At 37.4% G+C, this 12,837-nt stretch carries 13 protein-coding genes; 6 read left to right on the top strand and 7 right to left on the bottom strand.

Annotated features, from left to right (window positions below; genetic code table 11):
- Positions 1 to 477 precede the first annotated feature (477 nt).
- Positions 478 to 1,524, top strand: coding sequence for an alpha/beta hydrolase (locus tag C1N55_RS07680; protein WP_137728272.1), 1,047 nt, complete (start codon positions 478 to 480; stop codon positions 1,522 to 1,524).
- 104 nt (positions 1,525 to 1,628) lie between these two features.
- Here C1N55_RS07680 and C1N55_RS07675 read toward each other — a convergent pair whose 3' ends face one another.
- The gene (locus C1N55_RS07675) at positions 1,629 to 1,850 is read right to left on the bottom strand and encodes a YneF family protein (RefSeq protein ID WP_137728271.1); all 222 of its coding nucleotides are present in this window, start codon (positions 1,848 to 1,850) and stop codon (positions 1,629 to 1,631) included.
- Between the two features lie 199 nt (positions 1,851 to 2,049).
- Positions 2,050 to 2,478: a sporulation inhibitor of replication protein SirA gene (sirA, locus tag C1N55_RS07670; RefSeq protein WP_137728270.1), complete on the bottom strand. Its 429-nt coding sequence runs from the start codon at positions 2,476 to 2,478 to the stop codon at positions 2,050 to 2,052.
- Positions 2,479 to 2,798: 320 nt separating this feature from the next.
- Between sirA and C1N55_RS07665 the strand changes: the two genes are divergently transcribed.
- The 5 genes from C1N55_RS07665 (at position 2,799) to C1N55_RS07645 (ending at position 6,676) form a co-directional block, all read left to right on the top strand.
- Complete coding sequence (locus tag C1N55_RS07665; RefSeq protein ID WP_137728269.1) at positions 2,799 to 3,155, top strand: lmo0954 family membrane protein; 357 nt, start codon at positions 2,799 to 2,801, stop codon at positions 3,153 to 3,155.
- Between the two features lie 116 nt (positions 3,156 to 3,271).
- Positions 3,272 to 3,922 carry a PspA/IM30 family protein gene (locus C1N55_RS07660; protein WP_137728268.1) on the top strand — a complete coding sequence of 217 codons (651 nt, stop codon included), beginning with the start codon at positions 3,272 to 3,274 and terminating at the stop codon, positions 3,920 to 3,922.
- Positions 3,923 to 4,070: 148 nt separating this feature from the next.
- Positions 4,071 to 4,751, top strand: coding sequence for a cell wall-active antibiotics response protein LiaF (gene liaF, locus C1N55_RS07655; protein ID WP_137728267.1), 681 nt, complete (start codon positions 4,071 to 4,073; stop codon positions 4,749 to 4,751).
- Positions 4,748 to 5,833, top strand: coding sequence for a sensor histidine kinase (locus C1N55_RS07650; protein ID WP_137728266.1), 1,086 nt, complete (start codon positions 4,748 to 4,750; stop codon positions 5,831 to 5,833). Before liaF ends, C1N55_RS07650 begins: the two co-directional genes overlap by 4 nt.
- A 210-nt stretch (positions 5,834 to 6,043) precedes the next feature.
- Entirely contained in the window at positions 6,044 to 6,676 is a 633-nt protein-coding gene (locus C1N55_RS07645) for a response regulator transcription factor (RefSeq protein ID WP_137728265.1), read from the top strand.
- An 813-nt stretch (positions 6,677 to 7,489) separates the two neighbouring features.
- On the opposite strand, the gene C1N55_RS07640 is transcribed toward C1N55_RS07645, so the two are convergent.
- From C1N55_RS07640 to C1N55_RS07620, 5 genes are all read right to left on the bottom strand, one after another.
- Complete coding sequence (locus C1N55_RS07640) at positions 7,490 to 8,140, bottom strand: 3-oxoacid CoA-transferase subunit B (protein ID WP_137728264.1); 651 nt, start codon at positions 8,138 to 8,140, stop codon at positions 7,490 to 7,492.
- A gap of 70 nt (positions 8,141 to 8,210) precedes the next feature.
- Positions 8,211 to 8,843, bottom strand: a complete 633-nt coding sequence (locus C1N55_RS07635; protein ID WP_137728263.1) for a CoA transferase subunit A — start codon at positions 8,841 to 8,843, stop codon at positions 8,211 to 8,213.
- A gap of 277 nt (positions 8,844 to 9,120) precedes the next feature.
- Positions 9,121 to 10,152 carry a GGDEF domain-containing protein gene (locus tag C1N55_RS07630; protein ID WP_137728262.1) on the bottom strand — a complete coding sequence of 344 codons (1,032 nt, stop codon included), beginning with the start codon at positions 10,150 to 10,152 and terminating at the stop codon, positions 9,121 to 9,123.
- 152 nt (positions 10,153 to 10,304) lie between these two features.
- Complete coding sequence (gene tkt, locus C1N55_RS07625; RefSeq protein WP_137728261.1) at positions 10,305 to 12,299, bottom strand: transketolase; 1,995 nt, start codon at positions 12,297 to 12,299, stop codon at positions 10,305 to 10,307.
- A 126-nt stretch (positions 12,300 to 12,425) separates the two neighbouring features.
- Positions 12,426 to 12,656: a DUF896 domain-containing protein gene (locus C1N55_RS07620; RefSeq protein WP_137728260.1), complete on the bottom strand. Its 231-nt coding sequence runs from the start codon at positions 12,654 to 12,656 to the stop codon at positions 12,426 to 12,428.
- Between the last annotated feature and the right edge of the window lie 181 nt (positions 12,657 to 12,837).

The raw sequence follows: 12,837 nt of genomic DNA, 5'->3' as shown, positions 1-12,837 counted from the left end.
CCAACTTTAATTACCTCAAAAAACAAATTTCTCCTTTAGTTTGTCTCCTCAGATTTTTAATTATTCCTCAATAATGGACAAAGCAAGTCATGAATTGCCCCACGAACGTACGTTTAACCCAACTGCATCCATGCTACTTTTTCGTAAAATAAACTAAATATGCATGAACACAATATAAAAAATTAAAATAAATTATAATAAACGCACTTTCCCTTTCTTTCCACTTCCTTAGAGTAGATTTATCTAAAAATATTTCTATTTTTTCATCTCCATATTTTGGGGTAATAGATAATTGTCGAGTCTTCACTTATAAAGAGCCTTCGATATGTTCATTGTCATTTTTCCACCAAAGACACCAATCCTGATAAGCCTTCAAGCGGAATCACACTAAAAATTCGAACGATAGTGATACAATTAACATATTGGCGAATAGTGTCGCAGCTTTGTAAAATACTATATATGAATTGAGGTGTTTTTATGAAACGAAAAAATTTTTTATGGGCTTCAAGTATTGTTACAACCATTCTCTCTACGGGTGCCGCGATCTTCGGATATGTTGTGACCAATCAACTTATGTACATTAAAAAGAAAGATGTTGATTTTATCTATGATCGTGAATTAAAAGCACAACGTTTTGATGAAAAATGGTTTAACAAATGTCCCAAGGAAGAACTAAGTATTGATTCTCCCAATGGCTATCCAATAAAGGGTATACTTTTAAAACCGCTTGAAACAAAGAATACAATTATCATTTGTCACGGTGTTACCGAAAATAAAATAAGCATGGTCAAATATGCACGAATGTTTGAAAGACTTGGGTACAACACCTTTGTTTTCGATCACAGACGTCATGGAGACTCCGGCGGGAAAACAACAAGCTATGGCTACTATGAAAAGTTTGATTTAGCAGCTGTCGTACAAACTGTAAAATCAATTGTTGGAGAAGAAGCCATTATCGGGATTCAAGGCGAATCTATGGGTGCAGCAAGCATGATATTATATGCTGGTCTAATAGAAGATGGTGCAGACTTTTACATTGCAGACTGTGGCTTCTCAAATTTTTCAGAGCTCATCACCCAAATTATGATGAAAACGAAATATCTTCGAACAAAAATCCCCATTCATTTAGCCAATTTTTTCCTTCGATTACGGGATGGCTACACATTTAAAAGCGTCACACCAAAAGAAGCAGTGAAGAACATCACATCACCTGTATTATTTATCCATAGCATGGGAGATGACTTCATCCTTCCTTATATGACCGAGGAAATGTACGAAGAAAAAGAAGGCCCGAAAATGATTAAACTATTCGAAAAAGGCGGCCATGCCGAATCGTTTAATGAAAACGCAGTTGAATACGAAAAAACCGTTTTAGAATTTATTGAGAACTATGTATATAAAAAGAAAAGCGAAACGGTTGAAACACCTCTACACGGGATTGTAAGTGCCGTGAGTGAAATTCCACTGGATGATATGGGCCCAATAACAAATAAATTCCCACTAGATGAAAAGGAAATATCTTAATGCTAAAAAAGCCGTCTCAAAAATCACTGAGACGGTTTCGTTTTTGCAAGGCTTTAAAATGCAAAACAACAGTTTTACGAAAGCAAACTGTTGTTAGATTACAATTATTTATCTTGTAATTTATTCATTTGCGACATCATTTGACGCACTTGTTTCTCAGACGGTTTACGTCCCATTTGAGCCATCATCACACGAATCATTTGTTCGTTGATTGGTGGGTTTTCTTTTAAGTATTTCATCATATATTGACGTGCAAAGTAGAAGCCTAATGCTACTCCCCCTGCTAATGCTACGATGATAAGTACAATTGCAAGCCATAAATCCATTTGTGCCTACCTCCTCCACTATCCTTGATACCCGAATCCTACTTTATATGTTTTTATGTATTACTTTATAAACGCAGTAATCGCCAAAACTATACAAAGATAAACTCTCCATGAAGGATTATACACTAATAACTACATTGTTACTAGTTATTCAGTAGTTTTTTTCTATTAGAGTAGGCAATTTCACACGAAGCTCTCTCTAGTAGGAAGCATGCTTTATAGGCTTCAACCAACCACATTCGGAATCCTCTGCATTAAATGCAATGAAAGAATCGTTCATTTGACTAAGGCTATGGAACAAGTCTAAATCCAACATCCTGGAGCCTTCACAAATTGCTTCTATATGATACTTGCATACCTTTATTTTCAAACCACCTTTAAATTGATGTTCAAATCTCATATATTCATCCACCCATTGGATAGTTGGAAAACTTTTCTTTAAATGATCATACAGTACGCCCTGTACCATTCTTCCTTCAATTGGTTCGCAGAGATAGCTTAGCTGCTTGCTAACAGAGGACTCGAGAGCTTGCCCTTTTGTCACTACCATTTCTAGAAGCTGTCTTTCTCTACCAAATACAAAAGACTGATACTGTTTTTTTATATGAAAGATTGAATATATTCTCATTTCTCGTCCTCCTCTCTATAACCACATTATAAAAGAAAGATTTCGAATTTTTTGTCAAAAGGTGTCCGAGCTCTACTACTTTTTTTGTCAAAATTCAGTGAAACTTACAATTCGTTCACTTTACCTAGACTTACTCAGTCCTGAGACCTAGTGAAAAATGCAATTCGAGTCCGTTTTAAGAAATTGGTTGGAAGAGTAACATAAAGGTATTAGAAAAACACGATTTGGCCCCTGAGATGGGAGAAAATCGATGTCTTTTCTTATACTGATATCCGAAAAAACCTAATTCGATATCAGTATCACGAAAGGAGCTAGAAAAAATGAAAAAATTATTCTTATTAGTTGTAGGCGCTATCGCAGCAATTGTTGCCCTTAGCATGTTGGGACCGTTAGTTGGGTTTGCGTTCTCTGCATTACTTATTTACTTAGGTATGCACTATTATGTGAAGTCAAACTCGGGATTTGGCAAAGTATTTTGGGTTGCACTTGGCTTGATTGGAATTTTGACAGCGATCTCAAACGTCCCTGCCATCATTGGTCTTGCTGCAATCTTTACCATCTATCTTCTATATAAAAAATGGAACAATGAAGAAGTTTCATTCAGAGGAGCAAAAGTACTTAAAGAAGACGATCCATTTACGAATTTTGAAACAGAATGGGCAAAACTAACAAAATAGAAAACTTGGCTAATTGCCAAGAATTATTGCGGTTAGCTTTTGTTGTACTTATGGGAATAAGAAAGTTTTATACTTTCAGCTTATCCGCCAAAATTAAATTTAAGGAGAGATATTAAATGGTAGGTTTATTAAAAAGATTTCGATACACAATAGAGGCAGATTTACACCAATTATTCGATAAAAAGGAAAGTAAAAATCCACTTGCAATGTTAAATCAATATATTCGCGAGGCGGAAAAACAAACAGAGCAAACTGGCAAATTACTTCAGCGTCAAGCACAGTTAAAGGAACAGCTTCAGAGTGAATTAAAAGAAACTACTGCTATGCTTGAAAAAAGAACGAAACAACTTGAGTTAGCCCAACAGGCAAATGAAATAGATCTAGTAGGATTTGCTTCCCAAGAGGTTGAATCTTACAAAACTCGTCAGTATACTTTATTAAATTCTATTGAAGAGTGCAATAAAGAATTTGTAGAGCTCGAGCAAAAGTTCGAAACAATGAAACACAAAATTAAAGATATGAAAGTTCGTCAGCTTCAACTGATGGGAAAAGAAAATGTTACACGTGCTCATCATAAAATGGATGAAGTCCTAAAATCAAAGGATGAATCAGAATTCGATGATTTATCATCCTATATCGAAACTTTAGCCGATAAAATTGAAAAAGATTATGAAAGAACTCAGCTAGAAGCTCGTCTTGCTAGTTTGGAAAAGGCAAACCCAGTAACAGTGAGCATTGAAATGAAAAAAGAAGAAACACAAGCTTAAGTTTTTATCAACTGCCAAAGAAATTCATCTGCGTAATCGATGAATCATGCTATAATGACAATTGTTAGGAGAAGGCAAATGGGTCTTCTCCTAAGATTTTTGTTATGTAGAAAAGCTTCTTACAACAAGAGGAAAAGGAGGAACCGCTTTGAACAGATTTAATACGAACCAATTAACATTCATCGTCATCGCAATCCTTTTAATTGTGTTCGTGGAGCTCACAATTTTCGGGAACGACAGCACCTTTTTAATAATCATTGGGGCAATTCTTCTATATTATAGCTTTTCCAAAAGTAAGAAATATTTATTTTGGAGTGGTTGTTTCCTCATCTTCATTGCAATTTTATCCATTTGGAGCTTACGCCTACTAATTGTTGGGGTTTTAATTTACATACTTTATAAACACGTAACAAAAGAGCAGAAAGTTGTGAACTTCAATACACAAGAGCTTGAAGTAAAATTAGAGAAAAATGAACTCGTCGGTAATACCTCCTCCCCACTGGATAATTACAAATGGGAAGACATCCACATGCAAAAATTTATTGGCGATGTTTCTCTTGATTTAACTGATACAATTTTGCCTGCTGGCACTTCTGTCATTACAATTCGCCAATCCATCGGGAAAGTGACAATCGTGTTGCCTTATGAAATTCCGTTTCGTATTCAATATTCAACAATCCTAGGAGAAGCAAAAATTTTAGGAAAGAATCCTAAACGATTAATCAATGAAAAACTAATTTTTGAGGATGGAGAAGCTCAAGATGCAAAGCGTAAATTGGTTATCCATGTAGCAACTTGGCTCGGGGACGTGGAGGTGATCCGTAAATGATTTCATTTCTATTTCGAATGGTAACATTATTTTTGTTATTCAGTAGCATTGCATTTGGATTCACCTATATCTTTTTAGGATCACCGACAGATGAGGACTGGGGATTTTTATTTAAAACCGAATTTGATGAACTCCCTGTACTTGCAATTATTTTCATCACTATCGCTGTTCTTAGCTTTGTCATTAGTATGTGGATGAGTTCTGTAGCAAGATCGAGAGAAACTTCAGCAACACGCTATGTGAAGCAATTAGTGGAACCAGACTTTACATTGAAAAAGAAAAATGTTTCGTTTACTTTGAAAAAAGCTTTAATCCAAGCGAATGATTTAATCGAAACACAGCGTAAAAGCTTACAGCGTATGACAAATGAAAAAGCGGAAGCAAATGACAAGCTTATTCAGGAGCGAATTATCGCTGAACGGCAACGCTTGGCTCGTGAATTACATGACTCCGTATCCCAGCAGCTTTTTGCCGCGTCCATGTTATTATCTGCCGTAACTGAGCAGGAAGATGCGCTCGGGACATCGAAACCTACATTACAGCAAGTGGAAAAAATTGTTCAGCAAGCTCAACTCGAAATGCGTGCTTTATTGCTTCATTTACGTCCGATTGCCTTAAGAAATAACACTTTAGCACAGGGCTTGACGGATCTGATTCAAGAACTGCAGCAGAAGGTTTATTTCAATATCGATTATCGTATCGAAGAAATTGAACTGTCTAAAGCGGAAGAAGACCATTTATTCCGCATTGCCCAAGAAGCCCTTTCGAATACTTTACGGCATGCAAAGGCTTCAGAAGTAGAATTACTGCTAATTGCCCGAGACAACGTAGGCATTTTACGAATCCAAGATAACGGTGAAGGCTTTAATATTGAAGACGATAAATCCACTTCATACGGATTACGAAATATCGCCGAACGTGCTGTTGAGATCGGTTGCTCCTACAAAATCGTCTCTGTTCCTGGCGAAGGAACAATTGTTGAGGTAAAGGTTCCGCTGGGAAACAAGGTCGACGAAGCCGCTAGTCTTTCTAAAAGAAGTGACGTAGTTGAGCTTGAAAAAAAAGAAGAGGCAACTGAGTAGATGGTTGAAGATTTTAATTGGATAGCTTGCGTTGTGATCACTTAGGTGATTGATGGATCACATACGTGATTGATAGGATCATTTGGAGCAAATTTAGATCACTTAGCCGATATGTGATCACTTGGTATCCGGTTTGATCACTTAGGCAGGAGTTTTGATTACTTAACTATGTTTGGGATCACGTGGAAGACCTAAAAAAGAGGTGAAGAAATGATAAGAATTTTAATTGCAGATGATCATGAAATGGTACGGATTGGGGTTTCCGCTTACCTTTCTGCACAGGCCGATATGACAGTCGTGGGAGAAGCCGCTAATGGCCAGCAAGCAGTTGAAAAAGCGCTGGAGCTCAAACCCGATATAATCTTGATGGACAATGTCATGCCGATCATGACTGGAGCAGAAGCAACCGCGCAAATTTTACAGCAATGGCCGAACGCTAAAATTATGATGGTAACGAGTTTCCTTGATGACGATAAAGTCTATCCGGCTCTTGAGGCTGGGGCAGTCAGCTACATACTAAAGACATCAAACGCAAAGCAAATTGCTGAAGCCATCCGTAAAACGATTAACGGTGAAACCGTACTGGAGCCAGAAGTAACAACAAAAATGATTACCCGAATGAGAGGTAATGCCAACGTCCAACTGCACGAACAGCTTACCGAACGTGAAATGGAAGTGCTTCTATTGGTCGCCCAAGGAAAAGCGAACCAGGATATCGCCGATGAATTATTCATTGCCTTAAAGACAGTAAAAACGCATGTCAGCAATATTTTAGCCAAGCTGGATGTTCAGGACCGTACGCAAGCAGTAGTCTATGCCTTTCAGAACGGACTTGTAAAGTAAGCTTTGGCCAACCAATTAAAAATTGACTCACAAAAAAGCTCAGCCGATTTTATTCAAGGTTCTGAGCTTTTAATTTTTTTACTAGGGTGCAACAATTTCAATTTTCTTGATAACTCCTACATCTGAACTTGACTATAAAGCATGAGCAAAAATCCGATTGAGAGTCGTAATTTGCCAAAACCAAAATAGCCTTTTCGCCAAAAAAGACTACTGCAGTTAAGCTCTGCAGTAGTTAAAATAGGGGTTTACTAGAATTTTATTGAAAAGTAAAATCTAGAAACATTATATTATATGAAAAGAATAATAAATTATGACTCTTTAGCTTAAGAATTAGATAGTTTTTTGAGAGATTGACGAGATAATACGAGACAATTGGACGTTTGCTTCTAGTAAAACAGGGTTCTATTTCGACTTTTCATTCTATTTGAGCTGGATTCGTCCAATAAATCAGTTCTGTTGGAGTACTGTTTGAGCTTGGGTTTGTACTAAAGAGATGTTCTTTTAGACACTTGGATTCTAATCTTGATTTGGTTTGTCCTATAGACAGGTTTAATTCGAATCTTCCAGCCTGTTCGAGCTTCGGATTGTCTTATAGACTCTTTCTATTCGACTTTTCCAGCCTATTCGAGCTTCGGATTGTCTTATAGACTCTATCTATTCGACTCTTCCATCCTGTTCGAGATTCGGATTTTCTTATAGACTCTATCTATTCGACTCTTCCATCCTGTTCGAGATTCGGATTGTCTTATAGACGGGCTATTTAACTCTTTGATTCAAGTGAGTCCAGTTTGACCGATAGAGCGAGTCACTCACTTATTCACTTTTAGTCAAATTCTCTGCAATCAAAAAGTGAGCCTCGGTATTTCTTTTAACTTCATCAATTGTCACACCTGGTGCGGTTTCGATCAATACCATGCCATCCTTGGTAAAGTCGAAAACAGCTAGATCCGTAATCAGGCGATGGACGACCCCCTGCCCAGTCAAGGGTAAAGTACAAGTCTGTTTTACTTTTGATTCACCATTTTTAGACACATGTTCCATCACGACAATCACGCGTTTGGCTCCATGGACTAAATCCATTGCACCACCCATGCCCTTCACCATCTTGCCTGGAATCATCCAATTTGCTAAATCTCCTGTTTCTGAAACTTCCATTCCACCTAAAATGGCCAAGTCAATGTGACCGCCCCGTATCATCGCAAAGCTTTCGGCGCTATCAAAAAACGACGCCCCGTTCACAGCGGTAACTGTTTCCTTCCCTGCATTAATTAAATCCGGATCGACTTCTTCTTCAGTCGGATAGGCGCCAATGCCTAATAAACCATTTTCAGATTGCAAAAGGACCTGGAAGTCAGAAGGGATTTCATTAGCAACCAGAGTCGGCATCCCTATTCCAAGGTTGACAGCCATTCCATCCTTGATTTCTTTTACCGCTCTTTGGATAATTAAGGATCGTTTAGACATTCGCTTTCACCTCTTGTCTTGTGACTTTCCGTTCGATTCGTTTCACATAGTCGGAACCAAGAAAGACATGCTACACATAAACAGCCGGCGTATGAATTTCGTCCGGATCAAGTGTTCCTGCCTCAACAATTTCCTCAACCTCAGCAATTGTAATCTTACCAGCCGTTGCTACAATTGGATTAAAGTTTCGGGCTGTTTTCCGATAAACGAGATTTCCTAGAGTATCTGCTTTCCATGCCTTAACAAATGCAAACTCTCCAGTAATGGCTCTTTCCTCTAGGTAGGTCTTTCCATCAAATACTTTTGTATCCTTCCCTTCGGCTATCGGAGTCCCAACCCCGGTAGCCGTATAAAAGGCAGGAATTCCCGCCCCGCCTGCTCGAATTCGTTCTGCAAGCGTTCCTTGGGGAGTTAGCTCTACTTCGAGCTCACCATTTAGCAGCTGCTGTTCAAAGATTTTATTCTCCCCTACATAGGAAGCAATCATTTTTTTGATCTGCTTATTTTGCAATAATAGTCCTAATCCCCAATCATCTACCCCGCAGTTATTACTAACGACCGTAAGATTTTTAACGTCTTTTTTTGTAATTGCTTGTATTGCATATTCTGGAATTCCACACAATCCAAATCCACCCACGAGAATTGTGTCGCCATCTTTTAAACTCTCGATTGCCATTTCTAATGAATTAATTACTTTAGTCATTCATATACACCTCCATTACTATATATATGTGTAGAAGAAAAATATCATTCCGTTATGGGAATAATAGAATGAAATATAGTATAGAAGTTTCAAAATAGATTTATCTAGTATATGGTTAACAAGCATTCAGAGATAAGTAAGAAGAAAAGCAATAAAGCCAACCAGAAATGACTGGTTGACCCTATAATATTACGGAACTAAAACAGGACTTATAAATGAGAAAGCTCGCTTATTTAGCAGCAACACAAACTTTATTGCGTCCTGTCCTTTTCGCTAGTTATAGCGCCTTGTCTGCATCCTCGATTAATGAAGAGGCAGCTTGGGTTGTCTCACCATAGCATGCTACACCAATTGAGACTGTAATAGCAATTTTCTCTTGAGAGCTTAAGAAAAACGAATGATCTTCAACAGAAGCTCTAATCCGCTCACTTAATTCCAATGCACGAGACAATGGGCAATCTAAAAGTATGACAGTAAACTCTTCCCCACCATTTCGACTTACGATATCAAAAGATCTTGTCGTATTTTTGAGAATGTTACCAAGTTCTTTTAGGACGATATCTCCTTCTAGATGTCCATAAGTATCATTCACTTTTTTGAAAAAGTCGATATCAATATACAGCAAAGATAACTTTTCATCCTTGGCTTTAACGTTTTTTAGTAATTCATTAAAAACAGTATCAAATTTCCTTACATTATTGAGACCAGTCAATGCATCAGTAGACGATTCTACCTTATATAAATTTAATAATCTCTGAGAATTTCGTATGTATCTTATTAAAAAGATAGAAACAATCGCAGACAAGTAGGAAATTGCCCAATAACTAGGTATAAGAATTACAAGTATCTTTGTATCTGGTAATAGATAGGAAATTAAAATTGAAAATGTAATGTTTGAAACGGTTACTGCAATAAATAATTTAGTTCGCTTCGATAATTTCGTGTTAAATACAAAAATGGAGACAAGAGTAATGACAATAATGAGGATCGCTGCAGCATAAGAGGATTCGTTGAAACCAAATAAAAAACGACCAAAAATTACTAATACCATTCCAATAACTGCCGGAACTGCGCCACCATAAAAAGCAATTAAGATAATGGGAATATGTCTCATATCGATGATGCTATTCCCTATGCTAATACTAAATTGCATTAAAACATTACTAAAGAGTCCACCTAAAAAACCAAATAATAGTCGTCTTGAGAGAGGACTCGACCGAGTAATCGGAATCTCGCTAGTAAAATGGGTATGTAAAAAAATAACTGACCAGAGTAAGGCCAAGTTAGAAATTATATCTTTAATTATCATTTAATCACCATCGAAAACATTTCATAGATTCTTCATAACGCAACTACAAATTCTGAAAGTTTAATTAAAATTATTATTTTGAAATAAAAAAATGAAATATAAAGAAGAATCCTGCGAACAAAAAATTCGCAGGATTTCTTTATCAATTTACATTATAGACCTTTTACTTTCGCTACAACGTTCTCTACAGTAAAGCCGTACTCTTCAATAACGATTTCGCCTGGAGCACTTGCACCGAATTGATCGATAGCTAGGATGTCTCCATCGAAGCCAGTATATTTATGCCAGCCGAAGGAAGAGCCCATTTCGATGGCTAAACGTTTAGTTACAGCTTTTGGTAGCACAGATTCTTTATATTCAGCTGATTGATGCTCGAAGCGATCCATTGATGGCATAGACACTACAGATGCATCAATACCTTCTGCTAATAATTGTTTTTGTGCTTCGACAGCTAGAGAAACTTCTGAACCAGTTGCAATTAAAATGGCATCTGGCGTTTCTTTTGTTGCTTGTGAAACAACATAAGCACCTTTTGCTACACCGTCTTTTGCAAGTTCCGCGGATCGATCAAGCACTGGTAGGTTTTGACGAGAAAGAACCAACACAGTTGGAACATTTTTAGATGATACAGCTAATTTCCAAGCTTCAGCTGACTCATTTGCATCAGCTGGGCGAATTACGGATAGATTTGGCATTGCACGTAAGGAAGCCAAGTGTTCAACAGGTTCATGCGTTGGACCATCTTCCCCTACTGCAATGGAATCATGTGTGAATACATATGTTACAGGTAAGCCCATTAATGCAGATAAACGCACTGCTGGACGAACATAGTCAGAGAAGACGAAGAATGTTCCACCGAATACATTTAATCCACCGTGTAAAGCCATACCGTTTAAGGCTGCACCCATTGCGAATTCACGAACACCAAACCAAATGTTGCGACCTTCAGGAGTATCCGGGAAGAAATCCCCAGCACCTTTAATCGTTGTTTTATTAGAACCAGCAAGGTCAGCACTTCCTCCGAAGAATGAAGGGACTTTTTTAGCTAGAGCATTGATTACATCACCTGATGAAGAACGTGTTGCAACTGATTTTCCAGCTTCGTATACTGGTACTTCTGCATCGAAGTCTGCAGGAAGCTCATTGTTCATTGCTTTAATGAACTGATCAGCCAGTTCTGGATATTCTGCTTTATAGCTTTCAAATTTTGTGTTCCATTCTGCCTCTGGTTGAACACCTTGTTTTTCAGCTGCTTCTTTGAAAATCGAATAGACTTCCTCTGGAATTTGGAATGGCTCATGTTCCCAACCGTAAGCTGTTTTCGTTAATACAACTTCATCAGTACCAAGTGGCGCACCATGAGAATCTGCTTTACCAGATTTGTTTGGTGAACCGAAACCAATAACCGTTTTGATTTCAATTAGTGTTGGTTTGCCTTCTGATTGTTTCGCTTTCTCGATTGCAGTGTTTACTGCATCTACTTCTGTACCATCTGCTACATGAATGTAGTTCCAGCCATAGGATTCGAAACGTTTTTGTACGTTTTCAGAGAAGGATTTTGCTAAATCTCCGTCTAAAGAAATATCATTTGAATCGTATAAAACAATTAATTTATCCAATTGTAAGTGTCCAGCTAATGAAATTGCTTCCGCTGCAACACCTTCCATTAGATCCCCATCTCCGCAAAGAGCGAATGTATAGTGATCAACGATTTCATGACCTGGTTTATTATATGTAGCAGCTAAATGACGTTCAGCCATTGCCATACCAACAGACATCGCAATCCCTTGACCAAGAGGACCTGTTGTTGCTTCTACACCGACAGTATGACCAAACTCAGGATGTCCTGGTGTTTTAGAACCCCATTGACGGAAGTTTTTAATTTCTTCCATATCTAAACCATATCCACCTAAGTGTAATAAGCTATATAGTAGCATCGAACCATGACCAGCCGAAAGAACAAAGCGATCGCGATTCACCCATTTTGGATTTTGTGGATTATGACGTAATTGTTTTGTCCACAAAGTATAAGCCATTGGGGCAGCCCCCATTGGTAAACCAGGGTGACCAGAGTTCGCTTTTTCGATTGCGTCAATTGATAAAGTTCGGATTGCATTAATTGCTAAAAGATCAGCAGATTGTGCCATTTTGTGATATCCTTTCTCGCGCTTAATATTGTACTTTTACAGTTTAGACAAGATTTTCTAAGAAAACAATCCTATTCCAGGACATTTTTAGATTAATGTCCTACTTTTCTTTAATATGTCACATTATTAGTTCAATTTATTTCGTTGAATTTCTTTTATTTTCTCTGGCGTTACATCATTACCAGTTGCATCAATAATTTGAACGTTTTCGATTGTATTTCGGAAAGAAGAACGGAAAGAATCTAAATATTCTTTACGAAGTTGTGTACGTTCCTTTGCTTCGGCCTCAGTTAATTTACCCTCTTTTGCCTTTTTTGATAGCTCATTAATTCTTTTTATTTTTTGTTCGGATAACATTTAGTTCTCACCTTTCTATTTCAATCATTTAATATGGAAGAATTTGAAGATTGTGCCAAACTAATATTAAATGAAGATATTCAATACTTCAAAGGTAAGTAAAAATGGGAGGAAGTGCAAGTAATTCATCTTAATTGATAGATATGTAATATATAAAGGATAAAATTTCGTGGGTTAGATC

It is taken from the genome of Lysinibacillus sp. SGAir0095 (genome assembly GCF_005491425.1).
Lineage (GTDB): Bacteria > Bacillota > Bacilli > Bacillales_A > Planococcaceae > Ureibacillus.
The sequence above is the reverse complement of the archived record's forward strand: the minus strand, read 5'-3'. Positions and strand labels throughout refer to the sequence as shown.

Coding starts and splice junctions, on each gene's coding strand:
- C1N55_RS07680 (WP_137728272.1), top strand. CDS start 478: ATGAAACGAAAAAATTTTTTATGGGCTTCAAGTATTGTTACAACCATT.
- C1N55_RS07675 (WP_137728271.1), bottom strand. CDS start 1,850: ATGGATTTATGGCTTGCAATTGTACTTATCATCGTAGCATTAGCAGGG.
- sirA (WP_137728270.1), bottom strand. CDS start 2,478: ATGAGAATATATTCAATCTTTCATATAAAAAAACAGTATCAGTCTTTT.
- C1N55_RS07665 (WP_137728269.1), top strand. CDS start 2,799: ATGAAAAAATTATTCTTATTAGTTGTAGGCGCTATCGCAGCAATTGTT.
- C1N55_RS07660 (WP_137728268.1), top strand. CDS start 3,272: ATGGTAGGTTTATTAAAAAGATTTCGATACACAATAGAGGCAGATTTA.
- C1N55_RS07650 (WP_137728266.1), top strand. CDS start 4,748: ATGATTTCATTTCTATTTCGAATGGTAACATTATTTTTGTTATTCAGT.
- C1N55_RS07645 (WP_137728265.1), top strand. CDS start 6,044: ATGATAAGAATTTTAATTGCAGATGATCATGAAATGGTACGGATTGGG.
- C1N55_RS07640 (WP_137728264.1), bottom strand. CDS start 8,140: ATGTCTAAACGATCCTTAATTATCCAAAGAGCGGTAAAAGAAATCAAG.
- C1N55_RS07635 (WP_137728263.1), bottom strand. CDS start 8,843: ATGACTAAAGTAATTAATTCATTAGAAATGGCAATCGAGAGTTTAAAA.
- C1N55_RS07630 (WP_137728262.1), bottom strand. CDS start 10,152: ATGATAATTAAAGATATAATTTCTAACTTGGCCTTACTCTGGTCAGTT.
- tkt (WP_137728261.1), bottom strand. CDS start 12,299: ATGGCACAATCTGCTGATCTTTTAGCAATTAATGCAATCCGAACTTTA.
- C1N55_RS07620 (WP_137728260.1), bottom strand. CDS start 12,656: ATGTTATCCGAACAAAAAATAAAAAGAATTAATGAGCTATCAAAAAAG.